Genomic DNA, 25,694 nt, shown 5'->3' with positions numbered 1-25,694 from the left:
GTTCGGAAGGAGTAATACGATGCAACTGGGTTTGACCGCCACGCTGCACACCAGCTTCGATGAAGCCGTTTCGCGAACGCGAGACGCTCTGGCGCAGCAAGGATTCGGTGTTCTCACCGAGATCGACATGAGAGCGACTCTCAAAGCCAAGCTCGGCGAGGAGATGGAGGACTATCTCATTCTCGGCGCCTGCAACCCACCGCTAGCTCACCGAGCAGTGAACGCCGATCGCCAGATCGGACTGCTCCTGCCCTGCAACGTCGTCGTCCGTCGCGACCCAGCCGCGGACGCCACAATCATTGTCGAAGCAATGAACCCCGAAGTCATGGTTCAGGTGACCGACGACCCAGCGCTGCAACCCATCGCCACCGAAGCTGGCGCGAAACTGCGGGCTGCGCTCGACTTACTCAGCGACGCTAACGCCTCCGCCTGAACGCGCGCAGATTTGGAGAGCGCGCGCAATCAGAGAGCCGATGTCGACCTCCAGATCGCTGTGAATTCTGCACCGCAGCGCTGCGATGCGATCCTGGCCGCGCTCTAGCTGAAGGATTGTTCGACGACAAGGGAAGGAGTGGCCTTAGGCTACAGTCTGCCATCCCCGGGCCAGACCCATTTCCCTAGCAGCACACGGCCGGAGCCGCGCGGGTGTAGCTAGGTTGCTGATGTAGGCGCCGTCGAGCACTCAGTGCTGCACGGCTCTGCTACGGATATTCGAGTACCGAACTACTCGCCACAACCGTCCTGCGCGAGTTGAGACTGTCAATGAGCTGCGATGAGCCTGTCGCAGACACCGAGCAGCATCTCAAATGCGAACGGGTACCTCTGTACCAGGTAGGACGGCCAGCAATGAAAGACGCAGTCAGAAGCTTTTGGATCCCATTCAACACGCCGCTCGAAGGTCGTGTGCACTACATGTACTGCGATTGGAAGGGGTGGGTTAGTACGGGTGTAGGTAACCTCATCGATGCAACAAAGAACGCCATGGCGGCACCGAGTGCTGAAGAACGTGAGGCTTCTCTCGCTCTCGCCAACCAGTACCGATGGACCACTCCGGCTGGCGACCTAGCGGGGCCCGACCTTGTCGCCAATGATTGGGACGCGGTCAAGGCTCAACTTGGGCTAGCGGCCCAGGGGCATAGGGCATATAAGCAATTTGCCAAGCTAGAGCTCACGGACGAAGAGATCGACCGTATGGTCTTCGTGAAACTCGATCAGATGGAAACTTACCTGAAATCACGAGATGAATTCAAGGGATTCGAGGAATGGCCTGCCGACGCCCAGTTGGCCTTGCTGAGCATGTCGTGGGGGATGGGTCCAGCATTCAAGTTTCCGAGGTTCCAGAACTACGTTGCTAATGCCGACTGGACAGGTGCGGCTAGCGAATGCAAGTTTCAGCCCGACCAGGGAACGATCAAGATTCGAAACCTTCTGAACGCGCAGAGTTTTCGAAATGCGGCGCGGGTCAAGGATGAGGGGCATGATCCGTCGGCGATCGTTGTAGATCTCACGAATACTCTCGGGATTCAATGTGCCCTGGCGTACTTCGGGTTCGACCCAGGGCCCACCGACGGTGCATTAGGACCACTGACTACTGCTGCTATCGTCCGGTATCAGACCGCGAGCGGCATGGAGGGAACGGGGAACCCGAGCGACATTAGGATTCAGTTAGCGGTTGCACTGAGCGGAAGCGGATTTACGGCTCTCGCTGAATAGGGTTACCGTTAATATTTCTCGCTGCAGATACCGACGTTTTGGAAATGTGCGAGACAGCGCTTTGAAAATATACTCATACGACACCCCGGTGCCTAACTGGAAGAGATATTCTCATGCCGACCGATGGATTCAGGTTACAAAGCAGTTTAAGTTTGAGTCCGCTGCTGATTTCGCTCAAACGACCTATTGACGACTTTCAGATTCCGGGAACGAGCTCGTTCGAGCCGTTTTCCGCGGCAGCTGATTGTGGTACAAAGTACCCCAACTGCATCTTCCTTTTCAAGGGTGAGGAGCAATACCGATTGAACGTCCGAACTGGGCAGTTCGAAAGCGGTCCGTGTCCGATTGGTAGCGAGTTGGACTGTGGCGAGTTTCCACTCGTGTTTGCAACAGGAATCGATGCGTCAACATGGGGTGGCCCGTCATTTCCGGAGCTTACATACTTCTTCAAGGGTGATAGGTACACGCGGTTCAACTCCCGAACGGGCACATTCGATGAAGGGCCCTCTCCGATCGCTGGCCACTGGCGGTCCGCCGATGGGAACTGGTTCTCCCGAGGCTGTGATTCAGTGTTGCACGGCGTGGGCCGGTTTTCTTCGATGCTTCATATATTCAAGGGTGGAGAATATATTCGGCATGACTTGACCAATGGGTACAAGGTTGTAGGTCCGGTCCCTGTCAATACAGTGTTTTCGATTCCGGAGCCATTCGCCGACGGTTTCGACTACGCCTTCTATGGCGCTGGAGTCCATGCGGAAGACATCTATTTTGTTAGGGGTTCCTCGGCTATTCTGTATGATTCGGCTACAGAAACTTCGTCGGATGTCTTCGATGTTTCTGATCGTATTATTGGCATGCGGGCGCACCTGCCGGCACCGGTACTATTTTTGGTCGAAAGGTACCGGCTGAACATGTATGCCGGCGAGACTCAACGTGGTGCTCATGTGAGCACGACGAACGTAGAACCTAGAAAAAAGAAGACCGTTAAGATCGTGACAGAATCAGTCGAAACTACATCTGTGCAGCGAGACAGTAGTGTGCTGGACTCTCAGGACGACGCTACAGTCAAGGATCTATACGGCCGGATCGATACATCCAGAGCGAAGAGCGAGGGTAGTGATAAGTCTAGTTTTGACTTCCGAGGATCTTTCGAAGGCGAATACTCAACTGCCGTGGCCTCGGGAGAGGCTAGCGCGGACGTTTCTGCTCAGGGTGGAAGTGAGTCCGTACGGAATGCGTTCAGTGAGGCGGTTCACGGTGCGGTGGGCTCGCAAGTTACCGAAACGTCGCGGCGTCTGAAGCAGACCGTGGTCTCCGACTCCGAGGTTGTCGAAACAACGAATAGGACTGTAAGGATTGAGACGGAAGAAATTAACAACTCCACAGATAAGATGATGGTATATGAGTACTTTCAGCAACTGGAGCCGTGGCTTACAATGCTGATACTTGATAGGGTGCAATTGGCCTTTTCGTCTGGGAGTGGAGAGCCCGAAACCGTGGATATTGGCAACATGAGCGAGCTCCTCGGTAAGGCCCTTGTGGCAGAGGCTCGAAAAGAAGTGGAAGACTACATCGTCGGCGAATTGTCGAATATCGCAGACTACAACGGCAATCCTCGTAGTATTCTGCGGAGCGTTTCAGATAACGGCGGCACCCGACATCTATTGGACGAGCAGATCCGAACGGAATATCCGATTCAGCAACCCGATGGAACTGTGCAGGAAGTCTCTGTTTCCGGCATCGTAAAGAGTGCGACAATTCAGCTTAAACGGCAGCAATCGCTTATCGGAAGGGAACGAGTTTAGGCATCGCCCGACGGACGTTAGTCGGCGGTCGGACGAAGCGTGCACTGTGGCCGTGTTAATCGCGAACGCCAGTGCCAGCGGGCGTCATTGGTCGATCAGGTACTTCGAATGCGGTCCTGCGGCACCTGGGGCAGGGGAGCGGACCAGCGAAGGATCGTCCCGCCGGAGGGGTTCGGTTCGACGCCGAATGTTCCGCCGGCTTCCTGGGTGCGGGCAGCCATGTTCGCGAGGCCGCTGTGGCGTTCGATGATGTCGGGGAGGCCGACGCCGTCGTCGACGACCTCGAGGACGACGTCGTCGCCGATCGTGAGCTTGATGGAGACCGAGTTCGCGTGTGCGTGCCGGACCACGTTGCTCAGGGATTCCCGTAGCACGGCCTCGACGTGGTCGAACATGGTGGGGCTCAACACTGATACCGGCCCCGACAGTCTGATCGAGGTTCGGAGATCGGTTTCGCCGGTCATCTCGCCGACCACGGCGTGTAGTCGTTTGCGCAGGACTGGTGTTTCGGCGCTCGAGCTTGCGTGCAGATCGAAGATCGAATGCCGGATCTCTTGCACGATCGACTGAATGTCGTTGACGGTGTTGGTGAGCCGGGTTTTCACCTCGGGCGCGCGTGCCCGCGAAACGGTGCCCTGTAGTGACAACCCGACCGCGAATAGGCGTTGGATGACGTGGTCGTGTAGATCGCGGGCGATGCGATCGCGTTCGGAGACGACATCGAGCTCGCGCATCCGGCGTTGCGTATCGGCCAGTTGCAGTGCCAGCGCGGCCTGGTCGGCGAAGGCGGTCATCATTTTCCGCACGGTCGAGTCGAGCGCCGCGATTCCGGCGGGCCGTACGATCGCGAGTACTCCGAGGACAGAGTGCCCGGCGCGCAGTTGAAATGTCTCGATCGAGTCGACCTCGCCGTCAGGTCCAGCCTTGAGATCCGTTGTTGTTTGGTCGGTTATCCGTTCAAACGACAGAGTCGTCGACAACCAGCGAACGAGTATCCGCCGCCCGAGCGAGGAGGCGGCGTCAGCACCGGCCGCCGCAGTAATGACGAGCTCGCCTACTTCTTCGCTTGGTGTGTCCGGGTCTTCGGGCATCGCAAGGTAGGCGGTCGCCGAATGCGTCAGGGCAAGGGCGCGTTCGGTGATCAATTGGAGCAGGTCGGGGGGAGCGCCACCGGCGAGTGCCGCGGTGGCGACTTCCTGCGTCGCCTCCAGCCACTGCTGGCGGACTTGGGACTCTTCGTAGAGGCGGGCGTTGGCGATCGCGCTGCCTGCGGCGGCGGCCAAGGCCTGGACGACGACCTCGTCGTCGGCGGTGAACTCTTGGCCGTTGGCTTTTTCGGTCAGGTACAGGTTGCCGAAGATCTCGTCACGGACCTGGACGGGGACGCCGAGGAAAGTGCGCATCGGTGGATGGTGCGGGGGGAATCCTACTGACGAGGGATGCTGGGACAGGTCGGCCAGCCGGATCGGTTTGGGTTGTTCGAAGAGTAGGCCGAGGACGCCGTGTCCTTCCGGGAGGTCACCGATCATCACCCGGGTGCGGTCGTCGATGCCCTCGTAGACGAATTCTGCCAGTTTCTTGGAGCCCTTGTCCGACTCGCGGACGCCGAGTGCGCCATAGCGGGCGTCGACCAGTTCGATCGCTGTGTGCACGATCGATCGCAGTGTGTTGTCCAGATCGAGTCCAGCGGTGACGACCAGCATGGCCTCGATCAGCCGGTCCATCTGGTCGCGGACGCCGATGATTTCCGAGATGCGCTCCTGCACTTCGAGCAGGAGCTCGCGCAGCCGCGATTGGGTCAGCGTCTCGATCACCGGGGGCCTGCCGTTCTGATTCGAGGCAGCCGTAGGACCGTGCATAGCAGCATTATGGCGTTCGGTGTTCGTCCGGGCCGGATGAGGCTCGGAGCCGGTGTTGCCATGGCTGCTCAGTGCGTTTCCTTCCGGGCCGGATCCAGTTTGGAGGCCAGTACCGCTGCCTGGGTGCGGCGTTCGACGCCCAGCTTCGTCAACAGCCGCGAGACGTAGTTCTTCACCGTCTTCTCGGCCAGAAACATCCGCGCGGCGATTTGCCGGTTGGTCAAGCCTTCACCCAGCAAGGCCAGCAGCTTCCTTTCCTGCTCGGTCAGTCCGGCGAGGGGCCCTTTCTGCTCTTCTGCCTCGGAGCGGATCTTGGCTATCAGCGCGGCGGCAGCGCGGTTGTCGAGCAGCGACTTGCCTGCCCCGACAGCGCGGATGGCGTCGACGAGATCAGTGGTACCGATGTCTTTGACGACATACCCGCTTGCCCCGGCGAGAATCGCGTCGAGCATGGCCTGCTCATCGGTGAACGAGGTCAGAATGAGGCAGCGCAGGCTGTCGTCGCGAGTCAGTAATTCGCGGCACAGCTCGATTCCATTGCCGTCGGGGAGTCTGACGTCGAGCACGACCACATCCGGCCTGGTGGCCGGTATCCGGGCGAGGGCGTGGTCGACCGTGCCTGACTCGCCTACGACCTCGAGGTCCGGCTCTGCGCTGATCAGGTCGCCTACCCCGCGTCGCACAATCTCGTGGTCATCGACCAGGAACACTCGGACCATCGGTCGACTCCTTTCACTGCTGGTTCCAGCATACGAAGACGCTCTGCTGTGGCGGGGCTTACTGTGCTGGTGACGGTCACTTGCCCCCACGGATGAGGACTTTGGTCCCTCGCCGCCGTAGAGCGCGGGCTGCTGGACTCGGATGACAGCGGTTCAGCCGAGTCGGAGGTGGGCAGTGGATGTGCCGGAAACCGAGTCGCGAGCGGCATCGTGCGGCCGAGATGCTGTCGGTGCGCCAAGGGCTGTGACGTCGGCCGGGGCAGGCCTGACGTCATCGGAGGCTGCTATCCGACTGGCGCGTGACGGTCCGAACGCGGTTCCCCAGCCGCCGCCGACCCGGATGTGGCAGCGGATCCTGCGGCAGCTGCGTGATCCCTTGATCGTGGTGTTGCTGGCTGCGACGGCGCTGACCGCGGTGATCGGCGACTGGACCGACATGTCGGTCATCCTGCTGGTCATCGTGGCGAACACGGTGGTGGGCGTCGGCCAGGAGGTCCGTGCGGACCGTGCGATCACCGCTCTGTCGGAGCTGACGGCACCGTGGGCGTGTGTCGTTCGCGACGGCGTCCAGCGTGAAGTCCCCGCTGTGGACGTTGTAGTCGGGGATCTGCTGATACTGGCCGAGGGCGACATCGTGCCGGCGGACGCGAACATTGGCGAAGCCGCGGCGATGATGGTCGATGAGTCGGCTTTGACCGGAGAATCGGTCCCTGTCGACAAAACCACCGCGAGCCATGTGTCAGCAGGAACGGTTGTGGTTCGAGGGCGCGGACAGGCGGTGGTGACGTCGGTCGGGTCTCGGAGCGCTACGGGACGTATCGCCCATCTGATGGGGCGGGACGCCGAATCGACGCCGCTGCAGAAGCGGTTGATGGATGTCGGGCGCCTGCTCGCGGCAGTGACGATTGCCCTGTGCGTGATCGTCCTGGTGCTGGGTTTGGTTCGCGGGCAGCCGGTGGAGTTGATGCTGGTGACTGCGATCAGCCTCGCCGTTGCTGCTGTCCCCGAATCACTGCCGGCGGTGGTGACGCTGGCATTGGCGATGGGCGCTCGACATATGGCTGAGCGACACGCGCTGATCCGCAGACTGCCGGCCGTTGAGACCCTCGGATCGGTCACGGTACTGGCCACCGACAAGACCGGGACCCTGACCGAGGGGCGCATGGTTGCCCGGAAGCTTTGGACCCCGAACCGCGAGGCCGACATCAGCGGTGCTGGATACGCGCCGGACGGTGCGGTCACGGAGAGTGGGGCAGTCCTCGGCGTTGCCGACCGCAGCGATTTCACCGAACTGCTGTCGGCGGCCGCACTGTGCAACGACGCTCGGCTGCGGGCTCCGGACGGCGACGGTCGGGGACGGACAGCCCTCGGCGACCCGACCGAAGCCGCGCTCCTGGCTGCGGCCGCCCGGTTGGGATCGACCGGACGGTCCTGCACGAGGACTTCCCGCGCGTGGCGGAGCGGCCGTTCGACAGCGATCGCAAGCGGATGTCGACGGTTCACGAGATGCGTGATGGGCGCTTCACGGTGATCTGCAAGGGCGCGCCAGAGGTCCTATTGAACCGTTCAGTTCTGCTCGAACAACCGCAGGTTCTGGCCCGGGCCGCCACCTGGTCGGATCGGCTGGCATCGGAGGGATATCGAGTGCTGGCTGTGGCCGCGGCAGAGCGGACAGGGTGCCCCGGAACGGATCGCGAGTTCGAAACTGGACTTCGTCTTCTGGGGCTGGTGGCGATCGTCGACCCTCCTCGTAGCGCGGCCGCGGCGACGATCGCCGCATGCCGCCGCGCCGGAATCCGCCCGATCGTCATCACTGGCGACCACCCCGGCACTGCCAAGGCGATCGCCGTCGACCTCGGCATCGTCAGCCCATCCGAACCGGTGATCGATTGCAGGCAGATGACGCAGGCCGACCTGACCACCGGAACCGTCTTTGCCCGTGCGACCCCAGCTCAGAAGCTCGACATCATCGAAGCGTTGCGCACCAGTGGCGAGGTCGTGGCGATGAACGGTGACGGTGTCAATGATGGCCCCGCCTTGCGGCGTGCTGATATCGGCGTGGCCATGGGTGGGCGCGGCACCGAGGTAGCACGGCAAGCCGCTGATCTCGTGCTCGCTGACGACGATCTGAACACGGTCGTGGTGGCTGTCGAGGAAGGCAGGCGGGTGTATGCGAACATTCGTCGCTTCTTGGTGTATGGCCTATCCGGTGGTGCTGCCGAGATCGCCGTCATGCTCGCGGGGCCGTTCTTCGGACTGGCGCTACCGCTGTTGCCGGCTCAGATTCTGTGGATCAACCTGCTCACTCACGGTCTCCCTGGTGTTGCGCTCGGGGGCGAGCCCGCCGACCCGAAAGCCATGGAGCAGCAACCACGTCCACCGACCGAGAGCATCCTCGGCGCGGGCCTGTGGCAACGGGTGCCGCGAGTCGCGGTGGTGCTGACCGCGGTCACACTGGGCGTAGCGATCTGGGGCTATCACACCGATCGTCCTTGGCAGAGCATGGCGTTCTTCGCGTTAGGCGCGACACAACTGGGTGCGGCCCTCGGTTCTCGGACACGACCTGGCTCGGCAGCGAACCCGATGCTGCTGGTCGCGGTCGTCGCCGCCTTCGCCCTGCAATTAGCCGGACTGTATTTGCCGCCGCTACGTGAATTGCTCGGCACCGAGCTACTCGGAGCATTCGAACTGCTGGTCGTGAGCGCATTGTCCACCCTGGGCTATGCCGCGGTACGGCTCGATCGCATCATCCACCCCAGCCGTTCAGCGCGATCTGTTGCGGCGCCGACTTCGACCCGGGCCCGGCAGGGAATCGACGTGAACGTTGACGAATAGTCGACGTGCCTTGCACGGCTGCCGCCGGTGGTCGTACGGCCGCAGACAGGTCTCGCGGATTTATGACGTCGGATGCGGGCCACGGACGCTATGGCCGAACGGTTCAAGCTGTCCAGAACGCGACGGGCGGGAAGAGGGTGCCGTGGTAGAGGATCACCTTTTCAACCCGAGCTCCCTCTGGTGCGTCGAACAGGATTTCGCCCTCACGACGTTCTCCAGCGACCATCGACCCCGAGTAGTCGAACCAATCAGGATGAGGTTCGAGGGGATAGTCGATGAATTGCTCAATCTTCTTGCCGGCATCAGTCAAGACAAAGAAGGTCCCCGGCACATAGTTGTTACCTTGTCGGACTTCCATGGTCAGATCCAACGCCATCATGCCGTTGCTCGCCCGATGCGGATTCGCGACCGTGTACTCGGCCATTTGGTTTTCGTTCCAGACCTTCAACGTGCCGCCGAGCGGGCTCGTCGGAGCGCCCTCCCCGAGCGCCTCTGGTGCTGCTGAGGGGGTGCGCTGGACGGAAGGGGTCGTATTGCTACCGGATTCACCGTCATTCGAACAGCCGCTCAAGGCCAGAGCGACACCGACGACCGCCACCACGAAGCGTCTCCGCATTTCCGAATTATCCAGCGAATCCAGCCGAATAGAGGCTGTTTCCCGCGAGGTGTTCCTGGCGTTATCAGTTATTGATCGAAGTGAGGTTGCTGGACTCGTCGACCAGATGCCGCGGACCAGGGGAGTCGGCGCGCCGGACGTCTCGATCGTGATCGTGAAGGCAGGTATCGCCAGCGACGCTGGGGCCCGGATTCGTCCGCGGCTTTCGGTGCTGGCACGGTAGCGCGTCGGCTCGGGGTGGACGAGGCTGGATGTCGACCGGCGATTGTAGGACTGGCGATGAGTCGTCGAACACTCATGGTGATGGTCGCGGCCACCGTGGCGGTGGTGGCGGTTGTCGTGCTCGCCGTGGACTGGTCGGAGCAGGCGGTCCACGATCCGGCGCGGGCGTTGTTGCTCGGGCCGCGGGAAGCGTTTGTGGCCGCGCAGGGGACGAATCCGCCGGTGTTCGGGGTGGTCGAGCTGGTGTTGTTCCTGTGTGCGGGGTTGTCGTTCGTGGTGTCCGGGATGCTGGCGTGGCGGGCGCGTCCGGATGTGCTCGCGGGGCCGTTGATCGCGGTTGCCGGTCTGCTGTGGTTGATGGGTGGGATTCGCCGTTCCAGTGATCCGGTGTTGTTCACGGCCGGGGTTTTGTTGACCAATCTGTATCTGCCGGTATTGATCCAGATGATGCTCGGGTTTCCTTCCGGGCGGCTGCGGCGGCGCTGGGAGCGCTGGTTCGTGGGCGGGGCCTGGCTGCTCGCGACGGTCGGCGTCGCGGCCGAGTGGTTGTTCTTCGACCCGCGGCGGGCTCTGAGTAGTTTTCCCTCGACTTCGGTCAACTTGCTACTCGTCCGGGATGTGCCGGCCCTGGCCGAGTCGTTGCAGATCGGTGTGGGTGCGATCGCGCTGCTGATGGGTGCGGTGTTGCTCGGGGTGATCGGGTATCGCTGGTGGGCCGGTTCGGCGGCGTTCCGCGCGGGATATACGCCGTTGGCGGTGGCGTGTCTGCTGTCGGCGGCGGTCACCATCTGGCTGTTGCTCGGCGCTGCCCGGTTCCCGGGCTGGCAAGCGGGATGGTTCAACGACCTGCGGTACCCGACGACCGCGCTGCTGCCGATCGCGGTGGTCTGGGGCTTGGTGCGGTATCGCTTGGCCAAGGCCGCGATCAGCGATGCGATGGTCGAAATCGGTAGCGCGCCGATCGAGGAGAGTTTCGTCGGCGCCCTGCGTCGCGCTGTGCACGACCCGACGCTGGTGTTGTGGACCTATGACGCTGAACGTGGCATCTATGTCGACGAGGATGGTTCGCCTCGCACGCTGCCGCGTGGAAACAGCTCACGGGCGGCGACTGTTCTCGAACGCGAGGGGGTGCCGGCGGGCGCCCTGGTCTACGACGAGACGCTGCGTGCACAGCCGGAACTGCTGGCGGCGGTGCGCGGAGCCACCGTGCTGGCGCTGGAACATGCGCGGTTGCAGCAGGAGTTGCGCGCTCAGCTGGTCGAGGTGCGCCGGTCCCGGGAACGCATCGTCGCTGCGGGGGACGCCCAGCGGCGACGCCTCGAACGCGATCTGCACGATGGCGCACAGCAGCGCCTGGTCGCAGCGGAATTGCTGTTGCGCCGGGCGCAGCGCGCACCGGATGGAGACCGTCTGCGCGCGTTGCTCTCCGACGGTGCCACCGAATTGGCGACGGCGCTGACCGAACTGCGCGAACTTGCCCGTGGTGTCTATCCGCCGGTGCTCGCCGAACGCGGAATCGCCGCCGCATTGCACTCACTGGCCGAGCGGGCCCCGGTGCCGGTCGAGATCCATGACGGCCTGCGGTCGCGGCCGCCCGCCGGCATCGAGCTCGCGGCCTATTTCATCGCCGCCGAGGCGGTGGCGAACAGCTGTAAGCATGCCGGGGCCGGACTGATCGACATCGAGCTGCACTGTGACGGTGACGCCCTGTCGCTCGTCATCGCCGACGACGGCGCCGGCGGAGCGGCCATGACCCCTGGCGGCGGGCTGAGCGGCCTGAGTGATCGCACCGCGGCGCTCGGTGGCACCCTCACCGTCGATAGTCCGGTCGGCAAGGGCACCAGGATCACCGCTGTGCTGCCCCTCGAGCCGGATGCGGGCTCCTGAGCCCGATTCGGACCGTCGGTACCCGGTTCCCCGACCTGCGCGAACGTAGTTCAATGGAGGTGGGCCGCCGCGAAGGATGGTGGTTGGCGATGGACACCGGGCAGTTGACGACCGGCAGCCTCTTCGCGGGATACCGCATCGAGGGGCTGCTCGGTACCGGCGGCATGGGGGCGGTGTACCTCGCCGAACATCCGCACCTGCCGCGTCAGGTCGCGTTGAAGGTTCTGCACACCGGACCCGCCGCCGACGATTCCCTGCGGGCCCGCTTCGAACTGGAAGCCGACCATGCCGCCCGGCTCGAACACCCCAACATCGTGGCCGTCTACGACCGCGGCCACGTCGGAGACCGGCTGTGGATCTCCATGCAGTACGTGCCGGGCACGACCGCCGCCGAGTTGGTCCGCGACGGGCCGGTGGGGCCGGGGCGGGCGCTGCACATCGTCAGTGAGATCGGACGGGCACTCGATTACGCGCACCACTGCGGTGTGTTGCACCGTGATGTGAAGCCGGCCAACATCCTGCTGGGTCCGCCACCGGGCCCGAACGAGCCCGAACGCGTCCTGCTCGCCGACTTCGGCATCGCCAAAGCGCTGGACGAGGCCACCGGGCTGACTCGCACCGGCATGTTCGTCGCGAGCCTGGAATACGCGGCGCCCGAACAGTTCGGCGACAGTGTCATCGACGATCGCTGCGATATCTACGCGCTCGGCTGCACCTTCTATGCACTGCTCGTCGGCCGGCCACCCTATTCCGGCCGCAGCCTCGCCCAACTGTGGCAGGCACACAGTCACGGGCCGATTCCCCGGCCCAGCCGCCAGCGGCCCGGGCTTTCTGCGCTCCTGGATCCGGTGGTGGCCCGCGCGCTCGCGAAAGCCCCCGCCGACCGGTTTCCGACCTGCCGGGCATTCTTCACCGCGGCAGCCGAGGCACTCGGTGTCGAGCCGAGCTTGGTCGCCGACCCTACTGCGACGAACGACGTCGCGACCCGGCTCGACTCGGGACCGACGGGAGCCGTGCACGGCGACGGCCCTTTGCGGGTTGTCATCGCCGATGACTCTGGGCTGCTGCGCGGCGGGATCGTGCGGCTACTGCAGGACGAAGGCATCGACGTGGTCGGTGAAGCAGCTGACGCGCCGTCGCTGCTGCGCCTGGTCGGCACGCACCATCCGACGGTGGCGGTGGTCGATATTCGGATGCCGCCCACGCACACCACCGAGGGCATCGACGCGGCGATGACGATCCGCAGCGAGTACCCCGCCACCGCTGTGCTGCTGTTATCGCAGTATGTCGAAACCGACCATGTCTCGAGTCTGATCGCGACCGGTACCGAGGGACTGGGATACCTGCTCAAAGACCGCGTCTCCGATATCGACGAATTCGTCAGCGACCTGCGTCGCGTCGCCGACGGCGGCTGCGCCATCGACCCGAGCGTCATCAAGCGGATGGTAGGGCGCCCGCATCGTCAGCGACGGCCGATAGACGAACTGTCCGAGCGCGAACGCGAGGTCCTCGGATTGATGGCCGAAGGCCGCTCGAACAAGGCCATCGGCGCCGCCCTGTTCCTCGGCGAACGCACCGTCGAAGCGCACGTTCGGGCGATCTTCGTCAAACTCGGCCTGCACCCCGAACCCGACGATCACCGCCGCGTACTCGCGGTCCTCGAGCACCTGCGCTCATCGAACGCGTGAACACCCGGCACCCGGTTCGTTGCGGTGCCGGGCATTCGGCGACTCGGTCAGGCCACGCTGCCGGTCAGTGGTGCGATCAACCCGGGTAGCCCGACGCACCACCCGGACACTCCTGCCGGGGCCGCCGCAGGCGGTGCTGTGACGAACGGGACCGGCACGCTGGTCGCCACCGTCCACCCGAAGCCCGGTGCGGTGATCAAGCATGACCACACCTCACCCGCAGGTGCGCTCACGGTGCCGTCGAACGGAGCGCCCGCTCCACCCGGAGTGACCGACGGAGCCGCGGCGGCCAGCCCCATTCCCGAAATCATCAGCGGTGCCGCCAAAGCCGTTGCAACGATAAGACGCTTCATCGAGGTTTTCATGGTGATCTCCCTTGTTCCGGCGCCAGTGCCGCCGGCCGAATGATCCAGCGATTGCTGGTCACCAAGAATTCTTTGCGCCATGCTGACCAGCGGATACCGTGCTGCCACGGAACGGGGATGCGTGCGAACGCGCGTGGGGCAGCCACCGGAAGCCCAGGCCGCCGGAGCTTGCCGGCCTCAGGCAGTGAGCACGGCGGCGCCGTCGAAGCGTCCGTGGGCGAGATCGGAGAGCGCTCGATCGGCGTGGTCGAGCGTGTAGCGATGGATCGATACGCGCAAGTGATGACGGCCGGCGAAGGAAAGGAACTCCAGGGCCTGGGCCCGGGTGTTGGAGGTGACGCTGCGCAGCTGGCGTTCCCGGAACAGGTGGCGCTGGTAGTTCAAAGGCGGAATATCGGACATGTGGATGCCGGCCAAGGCAAGAGTGCCCCCGCTGTCCAACGCCTCGAGTGCGGGCGGAACCAGCTCACCGGCGGGCGCGAACAGGATCGCCGAGTCCAGTGGCTCCGGCGGTGCGTCGGCCTGGCCTTGTACTGAGGCGGCCCCCAGGGCCGCGGCCAGCTCACGAGCCGCCTCGCCCCGTGTCATCACATGCACGCGTGCACCGCGAGCGATCGCGATTTGTGCTGTCAGGTGCGCGCTTCCGCCGAAACCATAGATACCCAGAACGCCTTCGACCGGCAGTTCCGCACGCAGCAGGGCGTGATAGCCGATGATGCCCGCGCACAACAGTGGTGCCAGTTCGGCGTCCGAATACCCGGCGGGTAGTGGTAGCGCGAAATCTGCCGGAGCAACAGCGTATTCGGAGTACCCGCCGTCATCGTCCCACCCGGTGTAGCGCGAGTTGGGACACAGGTTCTCTGCGCCACGGCGGCAATACCTGCACACGCCGCAGGTATGTCGTAACCACGGGATACCGACTCGGTCACCGACGGCGAATCGAGTATTCCCGGCGGTCTCGACCACTTCGCCAACCACTTCATGCCCCGGTACGACAGAGCGACGATGCACGGGAAGGTCGCCCTCGACGACGTGCAGATCCGTCCGGCATACCCCGCAGGCCAGCACCCGCACCACAAGGTCTCCCGCTTCGGGGGCGGGGACGGGCGATTCGTGTATCCGTAGAGGACCTGAATCGATCGGAGCCGGTCCGTCGACCCGCCACGTACGCATGGTCTTCTGCGCGCCTGCTCGGTTGCGTATCGAAGCCGAGTTGTCCACGCCAACCAGCGTCCGCTCGGCGGCTGAGAAACCCTAGGGCCATTGGTGTGCCGGTGTCAGGTCGATGGTCATCCGGCTGCGGAATACCTGCACCAGAACGCACTGAGAGCCCGGAGTCGAGTTCTCCGGGCTCTCAGTCATTGGTGTGCGCCGTGCGCGCGGCTACCGGCGGGCGCGGTGGTCGAGCACGGTGTTGAGTACCCGCAAGCTCGTCGCGACGCCGTGGGCAGCGAGAGAGAGCTCCTCGTGCCCCATGACTGCGAGCACGGTCCCCAGAAGGCTAGAGCCGGTCGCGCCCAGGTGGATTGTCATCCGGCGCACCCGGGTCCGGCGGGATGTGCCTGCCCGCCACTCGTCACGATCGTGCTCGTTGGTTCCCGGTCGAGTCGTGTCGTCCATGACATCTCCGTGTGTCCGCGGGTGGTCCGTGTGACCGCCACGAGACGGAGAGTTGCTGTCAGGTTTCCATGAGCCAAATACTCGGACTGGTTGACTGCGAAGACGCAGGTCGAGGTACCACGCATGCTCGTCAGATATGCGGAGTCTGACACGGTCTGACACGCTAACCAGCGCGAACGGACCCTTGCGTGGACGGCCTGCCGGGAGTCCGCGTCAATCCCGAATTGGATAGCGAGACATTTGCTGAATGGGTTCTCGGAACCTGTTCATGTCAGCACGCTGGTGGAACCCGCTGACTCGCGGTTGCAGCGGCAGCTCGCACGTCGGTGTCGGACGGGACTGTCAGAAGTACGCGGCCCACTGGTTCTCGGGCCAGGCGCCGCCGGGATCGAACGCCGGCGACACGGCGATGACGATCGAGGGGTTCGTGCGGTCGACGATGGCGAGCGCGAATATGGTGAGCTCGCTGGCGTCGCTGCCGGGCAGATTGAACACGAGGTCGGTTTCCTGAATCGGCCAGCCGTTGGCGCCGTACTCGATCGGCTCGTACAGAATGCGGTTCTCCGGGGTGAGCTTGACGTCCTCCCAGATCGTCGAGAAGCCATCCCAGGTCGTTCCGATCTGCTGTCCGTTCTCGATGACGGGTACTTCGACAGCATCGTGCGGAACGTTGGCCGGAATTGCCCAATAGGTGTGGCCCTGCCAGGACACCTGGACTGGCCGGTCGCCGGCAGCCGCAGTGGCAGGCGGCGGGTTCCACGACCCCGGCAGGTCCTTGGCGTTGACCAGCAGGCGCATCGCCGAGGACTTGTCGGCGGTCTTGGTTATTCCCAGATCGAGTTCGCCCGAGCTGTTGTTGGTGATGCACGGCCGCAACTTCATCTGCTTGCGCGTCGGGCTCTCACCCCCACCTGATTCGGTCATCCGGTACAGGCACCACGCGAGGATCGAGATATCGGCGACCGCGGGTGCCTCTTGTGCGCGGTGCGGACAGCCCTCGGTTACGCCTGGACGCCCCTGCGGGCCGGCCTGGCCGGTTGCTGAGCCGATCGGCGGCGACGCCCCTGGGCCGGCCACCGAATCATCGCCGCGGTCCGTCACCCACATCCCTCCGCCGATCAGCAGGGCTGCGACTACCACCAACGCTCCTGCCTGCGCGATCGCCATTCGTCGACTGCGATTCCACCATCCACTGACTTGTGGTTGTTTCGGCGATGGGTCGGTGCCGGGCGACTGCGGGTTCGTGGCCACCTGGTGTGCCCGGCGGGCGGCGTCACGCCATTCCGGCACCTGCTCGCCGGGGACGTCGCACAGGTAGAGGTACACGTCGAGCCGGCGGTCTCCAAAGAACTCACCGCTGTCCTGCACGACGAACTTGCCCTTCTCGAGGGACTGGACGATGTGCTTTGTCAAAGCAAACTGGTCCGCGCCGGGCTCGTGGTCCTTTCTGGCTTGCGCAGCTCGTTGCCGGCCGCGGCCGATCAACTCGTACATCGACAGGCCCGCGTGATTGCGGGCGCGCCGCAGCGCCTGTCCGAACTCCTCGAACGTGGTGATCGCCCGAAGCTCGTCAGTAGTGACCGCTGGGTCCGTGCTTTCGGCTGCCATCTGCCGTGACCTCTCCTTGTGCCGGATTTGAATTCCCTTGATTATCAAAAGTTTTGGGTCCCTGCGGTATCGGTTCTTTGCAGGACATGTGGCTGGCCGGGCGGGGATGCGCTGGCTATGCCCGAACGTCGGGCACCGTGCTCTGACTCGTGACGGTGCCCACGGGGAGCAAGTCGCGCATCCTGACAGGCGAAGCTGGGGACGATGACGTGGCCGGTTTTCGGACGCGGAACGGACTGTGACCAGGGCAGATCTGGGCCGATCCGAGGGACTTTGGTCTGCTTGTATTGCACCCGATATCCGTGGCGACGGCGACGCGGTGCTCTATTCGTGGTTCAGCTGCCGGAGTGGGATTGGGGTGTCAGCATTCGCCCTCAGTTGAGGAGACATCATGAGTCTGCTTCCTGCGCATCATCGTCAGTCGTTGCTACCTGAACTCAACGACCTGTGGAACGCAGTCGCGCCGACCGGGCTGGCCCCGATGTTCGGCGCCCACCTTCTGCGTCTGGGGGACACGGTCGAGGACGGCCGCTACATCGTGCGGGCCGAGATCCCGGGCATTGACCCCGCCAAGGACGTCGAAGTATCGGTGCAGGGTCGTCAGCTGACGATCAAGGCCGAGCGGACCGAGAAGGAGGAGGAGAAGGGACGGTCGGAGTTCAACTACGGATCCTTCTACAGGTCGGTAACGCTGCCCGAGGGTGCCGAGGCGGAGGGAATCGAAGCCACCTATAACAAAGGCATCTTGACGGTGGCGGTGCCGATGGGAGAACCGAAGGAAACACCCAAGGTGGTCGAGGTCAAAGCTACTGATTGAGTGGGTTTCCGTCCCACGCGAATCACGACGGGACGCCACGGTGGGCGTTGACCGGTACGGCAACGTCCACCGGGGGCCAGTGGGAGCCGACCGGCTTTCACCTGGCCGACTATCGGTCTGAGGCTAGCCTGAGCTGCCTTTTCTTCCACTCCGGACGGTCATAGAGTGAGTTCGACCGAAGTGTTTCCCACCGAGATGACGGAGGGCTGAACATGACGACGATGGAAATGCCGCACGTCACCGAATGTACGGTCAGCAACTGCTCCTACAACCACGACGGTTGCCACGCCTACGCGATCAACGTAGCTGGGCACAACGGCAGCGCCGACTGCGAAACCTTCATCCCGTTGACGATGAAGGGCGGTCTGGACACCGTCACCAGCATGGTGGGGGCATGTCAGCGCGCCGACTGCATCCACAACCGGGACCTCGAGTGCACCGCCTCCGAGATCCGCGTCGGACCCGGTTCGGGGGAGCATGCGGCTCGCTGCCTCACCTACAGTTCCCGCTGATCATCGAGCAGCCGTCGGGGGCCGCTCGAAACCGCAGCATCTGATATCAGCTTCTTCGCCCCGGGCAACGCTGGGTCGCGGCATGTCGACGCGCTATTTCGTGTCCAGCGGCCGGTGGAGTTCGGTGCGGCGCCGACCTCACGGAGGCGTAGCCGCGAACGACGGACTGCGTTCGATTCGTCGGCTTCGGACCTGCCGGACGAGGGCGTCCACGCTCGCACCATCGAAGACGTCGGTTCCCGGCAATTGCACGGTCGCGGCTGCGACGGCGACACCGAGTTCGCATGCGCGCAGGGGCTCGGTGCCGACGGCAAGGTGATACGTGATCGCGGCGACCAGACTGTCGCCGGCGCACGCATCACTGCGGAATGGGTGGGGGAGGTGCGGCGCCGAGATCTCGTAGTGGGCACGCTGATCGGAGTAGACCGCGCCGAGCGAACCCACCGTAGTGACGGCATGGTCGCAGGACCGACCGGCGAGCAGCAGATCGTTCGCCGATCGCGCGTCTGCATGGCTCTTGACCTCATGCCCGAGAAGCGTGGCAGCCTCACGTCGATCGAGGCGAATGAGAAAGCTGTGTTCGGCGAGAGCTGTGCGCAGTTGGCTGCCGGCAATATCGAGAATCACCCTGGTGCCCGACGAGGCTTCGCGGGTGAGTTGCGCACTGAAGTCGACCCGCAACTCGGGTGTGGCGCTGCCGGACAAGACAAGGAAACCGGCGTTCGCGGAGGCCGCCCGTATCGTAGTGAGGAGACGAGACTCTTCGCGTGCCGTGAGCCGAGGCCCGAGCGGCACGACGTGATAGCTGCCCCCTGACGAGCTGTCGGCGATGACGAATGCTTCCCGCGTGTCCGAGCTTATGACTATCCCGACGTGCCGTAGGCCTTCCTCGTCGAGGAGGCGATCGAGTCGCCGTCCTGTCTCTCTGCCTGTGGTGTGGATCGTGGTTGCGCTGCCGCCGAGCCGGGCGATACACCGGGCGACATTGATTCCGCCGCCTCCTGCGCGGACCGATGTCATACGGGCGCGGTTCTTGCCCTCAGCGGTGAGCTCGTCGACCTCCATCGAAAGATCGACAGTCGGATTGACGGTCACAGTGACGATGTCGTTGTATTCCATATCTCAGCCCGCCGTCGCGCGCAGTGCGTGGTCAAGAATGAGGCGCTGCTCTGCGGCGGCGACAACGCGGCGCGCTGCCGGCGCGGCATCGGGCGTCACCGAGATCGAGGTAATACCGAGACGCACGAGATGCTCGGCGAACTCGGGCCGGTTGGACGGGGCCTGACCGCACAGCGACGAAGTGATGCCCAGCCGCTGCGCGGTGGCGATGATGCGCGAAATCGCATCCAGCACAGCGGGGTCGGATTCATCGAACAGTTCCGCGCACTGCTCGGAATCGCGGTCGACGCCGAGCATCAATTGGGTGAGGTCGTTGCTTCCGATCGATACCCCGTCGATGCCGAGCCCAACGTATTCCGGCAACCAGTGCACTACGGACGGCACTTCCGCCATCACCCACCGGTGCAGCCCGCGGTGCTTGCCGAGTGGGCTTGCGTCGACCAGTTCCAGACAGGCCTCCAGTTCCCATCGCGTACGACAAACGGGATCATCAGGTGCAGATTCGGTGTCGCCTCGCGAACGCGGGCGATCGCGGCTAGTTCGAGGTCGAACACCTCGGGTTCGCGGATGTACCGATAACAGCCTCGGTAACCGATCATCGGGTTCTGCTCCACCGGCTCATATCGGGAGCCGCCGTCAAGCGCGCGGAATTCGTTGCTACGCAGGTCTGTGGCCCGGTATATGACCGGCCGTGGATGGAACGCGGCAGTGATGCGGTGCAGAGAGTGCGACATCTGCTCGATAAACGCACCTTGTTCGCCGCGGGCGATGAGCTCTCGTGGGTGTCGTCCGCCGAGCGCTTGTGACAGTAGGGTTTCCGCTCGCAGCAGGCCGACGCCGTCGACATCGGTGGACGCGACGCGTTCGGCCGCATCGGGCAGCGCGAGGTTGACATAGATCTTGGTCGCTGTCGGGATCCCTACGTCGCCGGGCGGCGGCGGGACAGCAGCGGTCGCCGTGACCGCCGCAGTCGGAGCGTGTCCGGCGCGTACCTCGCCGGCGGACCCGTCGACGGTGACCAGCGAACCGTCGACGAGCGTCGTGGTGGCCGTGCGGGTGCCCACGACACACGGCACGCCGAGTTCACGGGCGACAATGGCGGCGTGGCATGTCATGCCGCCGCTGTCGGTGACGACCGCGGCGCTGCGTGCGATGGTAGGCAGCCAATCCGGGCTGGTCATCGGTGCCACGAGGACTTCGCCCGCCTTCAGCGCATCACCTTGTTCGGGTGAGCTGAGAATGCGGACGGCGCCCTCGGCAACACCTGGCGCCACCGCTAGCCCGCGGACGATGGTGACGGCGTCGCTCGGTGAGGCAGGTGCGAACGAGGCCGGGGCATCCGGCAGCATGGTGATCGGGCGAGCCTGGACGAGCCAGAGGCCCTCGCTGTCGATGGCCCATTCGATGTCTTGCGGCTTGCCGCGGTAGTGGTCTTGCACGGCCAACGCGAGCCGCGCGATGGCCACAGCCTGCTGCTCGGTGAGGACCGGGGCCGTCATTTGCTCATCGTCGATGGATACGCGCCTGTCTCCGTCAGGACCGGCGACGATGGCGTAAGTCTGTCTGCCCGTGCGAGATTCGATCAGGCGCGGCCCGTCCGCATCGAGGATGTAGGTGTCGGGCTCGACAGCCCCGGACACCACAACCTCACCCTGCCCCCTGGCGGCGTCGATGACGATCCGGTCGCGGCGACCGGAGGACGGGTCGGCGGTGAAAGCCACTCCGGCTTGTTCAGCCGCGACCATGCGCTGCACAACTACGGCCATCGCGGGAGCCTGGCGCATGCCGCGCCGGCCACGGTAGGTGACAACCCGTGGGGTGAACAGCGACGCCCAGCAGTCGGTGACGGCGGCGATCAGCGCATCGTCGCCACGGATATTGGTGCGCGAGAGGTTCATTCCCGCGAACGACGATGCCGTACTGTCCTCACCGACCGCAGAGGACCGCACCGCTACCGCGACACCATCGCCGAGGTCGTGATACGCGGCGAGGATGGCGTGGCGGGCGGTGTCGCCGAACGCGGCACTGTGAACGAGGTCCCTCATTCGGGTACACAGGCGCTGGAGGGGCTCACCGGAGCTGTCGAGGGCCTGAGCGTGCAGGCGCTCGAGTTCCTTGCCGGTTTCGCCGGCCGACACCACGTGTTCGTAGCAGCTGCGCAGGATGACGAATCCCGGCGGCACCGGAAGCTGCGCCGCGACCATCTCGCCCAGGTTGGCACCTTTGCCTCCGGCTCGGTTCGCGTCGGCGAGGCGTAGTTCTGCGAAGGTGGCCAGGTAGTCACCCATCTTCGGCTCCGATCATCGTTGATCTCGTTGGGTGTGCAATGCGCGTCCCGGCTCCAGCGTCCCTCTTGGCAGTGGCACTGAGTCAGGGCCGTGATACCTGCGACCGCGGACCTTCGGCCTGATGTCGTCCTGCTCGTATTGATTGCGGCAGTAGCCCGATGCCCCGAAGGACGACACTCGTCAACGGGCCTGACCGAAACGATTCCAATCAGCTTCGCCGAACACCACGGGCCGCGCCGCTCCAGGAGGCGGCGAGAATGCAAACGGAGGTGAATTCAGAGCTAGCCGTCGTCGGTGAACCGGGATATGTCCCGGGCACCGGAACGCACCAACAGGCGCCCATGGAGGTCACGAGCATCTTTGAGCGCCCGGTTGTAGGCATCGGGACGCTCTGCGACGAGGCGCTCGTAAAGCTGTGTAGCCTCGGCAGCCGCGGCTACACCGGCAGCACAGTAGGCGTCGTCTGCCTGTTCTGTGGTGTGCGCGAACGTAACGAGCGCGAACGCCCATCGAGCCACATAGGTGTCGGAGTGCTCCTCGACTAATTGCCGGTACAGGGTCACCGCTTCGTCAGCCGCGGCCACCGCCTCCCGAAACCGCTCCACCTCGCGCAATCGGTTCCCGAGATGAGCCAGAGAAAGTGCGAGGTCGGGCACGTAGGTCTCCGGGTTACCTGCGGCAAGCGGCCGGTATAGGGTCACTGCTTCCTCGGCCGCGGCTACTCCGTCCCCATACCGCCGCACCTCGCTCAGTGCGCCTCCGAGCCCGATCAGGCAACCAGCCAGACGGGACAGGTAGGTCTCCGGGTCATCCGCTGCCAATCGCCGGTACAGCAGCACTGCCTCGTCGGCTCGCGCCACCGCCTCCCTGAATCTCCCAACTCTTCCGAAGTGGACGCCGAGGTTGTTCAGACAGCCCGCTAGGTCGGGGAGGAAGGTCTCGGAGTGTTTCTCCGCCAGCCGTCGGAAAATGGCCACTGCTTCGTCGGATGGGGCGACAGCCTCCCGAAACCTCCCCGCTTCCTCTAGCACGACCGCGAGGTTAGCCAGGGATGACGCCAGATCGGGCAGGTAGGTCAGAGGGTGTTCCTGGGCCAACCGTCGGAGAATCGCCACTGCTTCCTCGGATGGTGCGAGCGCCTCTCGAATGCGGCCCATCTCCCGCAACACGGCTCCGAGGTTAGCTAGCGATGATGCCAGGTCGGGCAGAAAGCGTACGGGACGCCTCTCGGCGAACCGGCGGTACAGAGCCACCGCTTGCTCCGCTCGCAAGGCCGCGTCCCGAAACCGCCCCACTTCCCATAACACAACCCCGAGATTGTTCAGGCAACCGGCCAGGTCTGGGAGGTAGGTAATGGGACGGTCCTCGGCCAGCTGGAAATACAGTGCTGCCGCTTCCTCGTGCCGGGCGACCGCCTGCGGAAATCTTCCCATTTGTCGTAGGACAACCCCGAGACTGTTCAAGGAACCTGCTAGGTCGGGCAGGTAGGTCGAGGGTTGTTTCTCGATTAGTTGCCGGTACAGGGTTACTGACTCCTCGGCCAGTGTCACCGCTTCCGGAAACCGTCTGACCCTGTTCAACCGCTCCGCGGAATTGCTGAGGGCTGCTGCCAGGTTCGGCAGGTAGGTCGAGGGTTGTTTCTCGATTAGTTGCCGGTACAGGGTTACTGACTCCTCGGCCAGTGTCACCGCTTCCGGAAACCGTCTGACCCTGTTCAACCTCTTCGCGAGATTGCTGAGGGCTGCTGCCAGGTCCGGCAGGTAGACCTGAGGTTGTTCTTCGGCTAGCCGCCGATACAGGCTCACGGCTTGTTCGGTGGCATCGCAGGCTTGCGGAAAGCGGCGGGTTGATCCGAGCTGGTCGGCATGCTGGACGTACAGGCGCGCGCGTTCCGCATCGTCGATGCTGGTTTCGATCAGGTATGGCAGGAGTGCAGTTTGCAGAATCTCGGCTGCAGGATCTCCGGTGGTTTGTAGATGGTGGTGCAGGCGTTGCAGAACGGCGGGTTCGATGTCTGGCAGCTGTGTAAGCCCGGTGAGGGCGGCCTCGCCCGCATCCGCCACCCACAGCGGGTTGTGTGCCAGTAGCGGAAAGAGGATGTGCGAGCCCAAGTGAGGCCAGCGGCCGGCGCTCTCGATCAGGTTCGAGATGATCTGCGGGATCCATGGCCCGGCCATGTCATCGGCCCCGGCGAGATCGTCGGCCAAGCCAGCGACCCAGGCATCAGCGCTGTAGGAGATCGTGGTGTCTTCTGGATAGCCAGGGGAGTTAAGCGCGAGGAAATACTCGGCAAGCAGTTCGGGCTTCAAGGGGGCCAGCGATGTGGAAGCGTCGGGGTAGCAGCGAGCGTGGTCATCGAGGAGAACCTCGGCCTGCGATTCGTTGTCGGCCAAATGAGTGATGATTAGTACCCGTCGCGCATGTTTGCGGGCCAGACCGCGGGTGAGCGCAGCAAGGTAGACGAGTCGTCGCATCTCCTGCGGGCGGGTGCGCAACTCACCAGTGTCATAGCGCCTGCTCCACTCCGCGTACTCGTTGTCGAGCAAATAGACTGCCATTGAAGCGGGGCCGGCCGGCAGTTCGGTTTGGTTGGCGCGCGCGTGGACGGCAACCAGGGCTGCCATGTGGACCGCGAGAACTGAATCGAACTGAGTTCCAGCCAGATCGAGGTCCGCGCGGTATCTGGCTGGGTCGGGTGGATGGACCTGTGGAGGCGGTGCGTACAGTGCCTGGCGAAATGCCATGAACGCAGAGTCGAAGATCTCTGTCCGGTTGACTCGCAATCCCAGCGGCGCGAGACCGACGGCGCTCTCTTCGACGGCAAGCTGACGCAACCGAGCCGCCAGTACTGGCCACCATGGTGCCGGAGTGCGCGCTACCAGCAGGAGTCGAGCGGTGAACTCGGGGTGCTTCTTACCGAGGGCGCGTAGGTTGACAACCACCGCCTCGAGATGAGCTGCGGGCCAACGATGCGCGTCGTCCACGACCATCAGCAGCGCCCGGCGCTCGCCCATCGCAACTGTGGCTGACTCGTCGACGTATTCGAGCGTGTGAACGGCCTGCACAGTCAGCCATCCGTGCCGCTCGGCGTCGCGACGCAACTGTTCGACCACCCTGGTCTTCCCGTGTCCTGGCTCCGAGTGCAGCAGACGGACTGCGACCGATGATGGGCCATCCAGCCACTTGTGGAGGTCGTCCAGCTCCTGGTCGCGACCCACCAGCGGCGCGATCTGATAGGCCGGGTCGAGGACGAGCCGCGGCTGCGCTGCGGCCTGTTGCGACCGCGGCGAGGTCACCGCAGGGAACGGCTCGCACCAGTACCGGTACCGGCGTTCGCCTTTGTTGATCGTGACATCTCCGGCGATATCACAGATGTAGATGACGTCACCATGGATGACGCTGCCGATGATCGTCTGATCTCTCTCGGCGCGGCGACGTCTCCCGAAGGGCTTCATTTGTCGGTCTCGACGTCCCCGGTGACATTGTCGATATACCGCGCCGTGCCCTGTATCCGGCCGTCGACGATACTCTGCTCAGCCGTGCTACCCGCCGTGGGTCGATGTCGTCGTGTTGTTGGGACAGAAGGCGGGGCTGCCGAGGTCGAGGTCGGTCGGTGCGTGGTCAGGTCGCCGCCCACGTTTCGTACTACCTCCGCGTTTCCACCCACGGAGGAATTCACGATCGACTGCGCCGGCCGCGTCCCCGCACGACGGGCAGTCAGCACACCGACTATCGAAAAGCCTAGGCCGGCAATCCCGACGAACACACTCACGATGCTGGCCACCTGATCCCCTCGGCTCAACCCGAGCCAAATGAACAGGCAGACACCTGCAGCAAAGCCAGCTATACCGACCAGAAAGAGTGCTGGGCCCCAAATCTTTCCTGACATCGACCCATTATCCGTTAGACGCGGTCTATTCGTTGCGTGTCGCGGCGCATTTGTCCCAGCTGGCGCCGAACTCATACAACTCGAGAACCGCGAGAGTCGTGCTCCCACCCTGCCGGGACCAGGGAACCGACG

At 64.0% G+C, this 25,694-nt stretch carries 17 protein-coding genes and 1 pseudogene; 10 read left to right on the top strand and 8 right to left on the bottom strand.

Annotated features, from left to right (window positions below; genetic code table 11):
• Nucleotides 1-19: 19 nt before the first annotated feature.
• The 3 genes from NOCYR_RS14630 to NOCYR_RS28420 all read left to right on the top strand — a co-directional run bounded on the left by NOCYR_RS14630 (nucleotide 20) and on the right by NOCYR_RS28420 (nucleotide 3,518).
• A complete protein-coding gene (locus NOCYR_RS14630) occupies nucleotides 20-433 on the top strand; it encodes a DUF302 domain-containing protein (protein ID WP_014351162.1) in 414 nt (137 codons plus the stop codon).
• Nucleotides 434-846: 413 nt separating this feature from the next.
• The gene (locus NOCYR_RS30165) at nucleotides 847-1,713 is read left to right on the top strand and encodes a peptidoglycan-binding protein (RefSeq protein ID WP_197538385.1); all 867 of its coding nucleotides are present in this window, start codon (nucleotides 847-849) and stop codon (nucleotides 1,711-1,713) included.
• Nucleotides 1,714-1,865: 152 nt separating this feature from the next.
• A complete protein-coding gene (locus NOCYR_RS28420) occupies nucleotides 1,866-3,518 on the top strand; it encodes a hemopexin repeat-containing protein (protein WP_158430166.1) in 1,653 nt (550 codons plus the stop codon).
• A 95-nt stretch (nucleotides 3,519-3,613) separates the two neighbouring features.
• Here NOCYR_RS28420 and NOCYR_RS14620 read toward each other — a convergent pair whose 3' ends face one another.
• Nucleotides 3,614-5,377, bottom strand: a complete 1,764-nt coding sequence (locus tag NOCYR_RS14620; protein ID WP_048833388.1) for a GAF domain-containing sensor histidine kinase — start codon at nucleotides 5,375-5,377, stop codon at nucleotides 3,614-3,616.
• Nucleotides 5,378-5,445: 68 nt separating this feature from the next.
• On the bottom strand, nucleotides 5,446-6,096 hold the full coding sequence (locus NOCYR_RS14615) for a response regulator (protein ID WP_014351157.1): 651 nt from the start codon (nucleotides 6,094-6,096) through the stop codon (nucleotides 5,446-5,448).
• Between the two features lie 142 nt (nucleotides 6,097-6,238).
• Here NOCYR_RS14615 and NOCYR_RS30470 point away from each other — a divergent pair, with 142 nt between their 5' ends.
• Nucleotides 6,239-7,627 (top strand): HAD-IC family P-type ATPase, encoded by a 1,389-nt coding sequence (locus NOCYR_RS30470; protein ID WP_231855931.1) that lies wholly within the window; start codon nucleotides 6,239-6,241, stop codon nucleotides 7,625-7,627.
• Nucleotides 7,549-8,931, top strand: a complete 1,383-nt coding sequence (locus tag NOCYR_RS30465) for a cation-translocating P-type ATPase (RefSeq protein WP_014351155.1) — start codon at nucleotides 7,549-7,551, stop codon at nucleotides 8,929-8,931. The genes NOCYR_RS30470 and NOCYR_RS30465 overlap by 79 nt, the downstream gene beginning before the upstream one ends.
• A gap of 103 nt (nucleotides 8,932-9,034) precedes the next feature.
• Here the strand turns inward: NOCYR_RS30465 and NOCYR_RS29285 are convergent, their stop codons facing one another.
• A complete protein-coding gene (locus tag NOCYR_RS29285) occupies nucleotides 9,035-9,532 on the bottom strand; it encodes a hypothetical protein (protein ID WP_148280646.1) in 498 nt (165 codons plus the stop codon).
• Between the two features lie 294 nt (nucleotides 9,533-9,826).
• Between NOCYR_RS29285 and NOCYR_RS14600 the strand changes: the two genes are divergently transcribed.
• The 3 genes from NOCYR_RS14600 to NOCYR_RS14590 all read left to right on the top strand — a co-directional run bounded on the left by NOCYR_RS14600 (nucleotide 9,827) and on the right by NOCYR_RS14590 (nucleotide 13,752).
• Entirely contained in the window at nucleotides 9,827-11,656 is a 1,830-nt protein-coding gene (locus NOCYR_RS14600) for a sensor histidine kinase (protein WP_104361691.1), read from the top strand.
• Nucleotides 11,657-11,745: 89 nt separating this feature from the next.
• Nucleotides 11,746-13,344 carry a protein kinase domain-containing protein gene (locus NOCYR_RS14595; RefSeq protein WP_048834172.1) on the top strand — a complete coding sequence of 533 codons (1,599 nt, stop codon included), beginning with the start codon at nucleotides 11,746-11,748 and terminating at the stop codon, nucleotides 13,342-13,344.
• 138 nt (nucleotides 13,345-13,482) lie between these two features.
• Complete coding sequence (locus tag NOCYR_RS14590) at nucleotides 13,483-13,752, top strand: hypothetical protein (RefSeq protein WP_148280645.1); 270 nt, start codon at nucleotides 13,483-13,485, stop codon at nucleotides 13,750-13,752.
• Nucleotides 13,753-13,886: 134 nt separating this feature from the next.
• Here the strand turns inward: NOCYR_RS14590 and NOCYR_RS14585 are convergent, their stop codons facing one another.
• Together NOCYR_RS14585 and NOCYR_RS14580 are read right to left on the bottom strand one after the other, a co-directional pair.
• A complete protein-coding gene (locus tag NOCYR_RS14585) occupies nucleotides 13,887-14,882 on the bottom strand; it encodes a zinc-binding alcohol dehydrogenase family protein (RefSeq protein WP_048833385.1) in 996 nt (331 codons plus the stop codon).
• Nucleotides 14,883-15,671: 789 nt separating this feature from the next.
• Entirely contained in the window at nucleotides 15,672-16,937 is a 1,266-nt protein-coding gene (locus NOCYR_RS14580; RefSeq protein ID WP_048833384.1) for a hypothetical protein, read from the bottom strand.
• 391 nt (nucleotides 16,938-17,328) lie between these two features.
• Here NOCYR_RS14580 and NOCYR_RS14575 point away from each other — a divergent pair, with 391 nt between their 5' ends.
• Nucleotides 17,329-17,754 carry an Hsp20/alpha crystallin family protein gene (locus NOCYR_RS14575; RefSeq protein WP_014351147.1) on the top strand — a complete coding sequence of 142 codons (426 nt, stop codon included), beginning with the start codon at nucleotides 17,329-17,331 and terminating at the stop codon, nucleotides 17,752-17,754.
• 212 nt (nucleotides 17,755-17,966) lie between these two features.
• Nucleotides 17,967-18,266: a DUF1540 domain-containing protein gene (locus NOCYR_RS14570; RefSeq protein ID WP_014351145.1), complete on the top strand. Its 300-nt coding sequence runs from the start codon at nucleotides 17,967-17,969 to the stop codon at nucleotides 18,264-18,266.
• A gap of 138 nt (nucleotides 18,267-18,404) precedes the next feature.
• Here NOCYR_RS14570 and NOCYR_RS14565 read toward each other — a convergent pair whose 3' ends face one another.
• The 3 genes and pseudogenes from NOCYR_RS14565 to NOCYR_RS14555 form a co-directional block, all read right to left on the bottom strand.
• Nucleotides 18,405-19,385, bottom strand: a complete 981-nt coding sequence (locus NOCYR_RS14565) for a 1-phosphofructokinase family hexose kinase (RefSeq protein ID WP_048833383.1) — start codon at nucleotides 19,383-19,385, stop codon at nucleotides 18,405-18,407.
• A gap of 3 nt (nucleotides 19,386-19,388) precedes the next feature.
• Nucleotides 19,389-21,673: pseudogene (gene ppsA, locus NOCYR_RS14560) on the bottom strand (phosphoenolpyruvate synthase).
• 281 nt (nucleotides 21,674-21,954) lie between these two features.
• Nucleotides 21,955-25,128 (bottom strand): tetratricopeptide repeat protein, encoded by a 3,174-nt coding sequence (locus NOCYR_RS14555; protein ID WP_014351141.1) that lies wholly within the window; start codon nucleotides 25,126-25,128, stop codon nucleotides 21,955-21,957.
• Nucleotides 25,129-25,694: the final 566 nt, after the last annotated feature.

This window comes from Nocardia cyriacigeorgica GUH-2 (genome assembly GCF_000284035.1).
Classification (GTDB): Bacteria; Actinomycetota; Actinomycetes; order Mycobacteriales; family Mycobacteriaceae; genus Nocardia; species Nocardia cyriacigeorgica_B.
This window is presented reverse-complemented; position numbering and strand designations above follow the sequence as displayed.

Bases quoted from the DNA above. Each gene is read 5' to 3' on its own strand.
- NOCYR_RS14555 (WP_014351141.1), bottom strand. From the start codon at position 25,128: ATGAAGCCCTTCGGGAGACGTCGCCGCGCCGAGAGAGATCAGACGATC.
- NOCYR_RS14615 (WP_014351157.1), bottom strand. From the start codon at position 6,096: ATGGTCCGAGTGTTCCTGGTCGATGACCACGAGATTGTGCGACGCGGG.
- NOCYR_RS30165 (WP_197538385.1), top strand. From the start codon at position 847: ATGAAAGACGCAGTCAGAAGCTTTTGGATCCCATTCAACACGCCGCTC.
- NOCYR_RS14580 (WP_048833384.1), bottom strand. From the start codon at position 16,937: ATGGCAGCCGAAAGCACGGACCCAGCGGTCACTACTGACGAGCTTCGG.
- NOCYR_RS14585 (WP_048833385.1), bottom strand. From the start codon at position 14,882: ATGCGTACGTGGCGGGTCGACGGACCGGCTCCGATCGATTCAGGTCCT.
- NOCYR_RS14570 (WP_014351145.1), top strand. From the start codon at position 17,967: ATGACGACGATGGAAATGCCGCACGTCACCGAATGTACGGTCAGCAAC.
- NOCYR_RS14620 (WP_048833388.1), bottom strand. From the start codon at position 5,377: ATGCACGGTCCTACGGCTGCCTCGAATCAGAACGGCAGGCCCCCGGTG.
- NOCYR_RS14600 (WP_104361691.1), top strand. From the start codon at position 9,827: ATGAGTCGTCGAACACTCATGGTGATGGTCGCGGCCACCGTGGCGGTG.
- NOCYR_RS14630 (WP_014351162.1), top strand. From the start codon at position 20: ATGCAACTGGGTTTGACCGCCACGCTGCACACCAGCTTCGATGAAGCC.
- NOCYR_RS14595 (WP_048834172.1), top strand. From the start codon at position 11,746: ATGGACACCGGGCAGTTGACGACCGGCAGCCTCTTCGCGGGATACCGC.
- NOCYR_RS14565 (WP_048833383.1), bottom strand. From the start codon at position 19,385: ATGGAATACAACGACATCGTCACTGTGACCGTCAATCCGACTGTCGAT.
- NOCYR_RS30470 (WP_231855931.1), top strand. From the start codon at position 6,239: ATGACAGCGGTTCAGCCGAGTCGGAGGTGGGCAGTGGATGTGCCGGAA.
- NOCYR_RS14575 (WP_014351147.1), top strand. From the start codon at position 17,329: ATGAGTCTGCTTCCTGCGCATCATCGTCAGTCGTTGCTACCTGAACTC.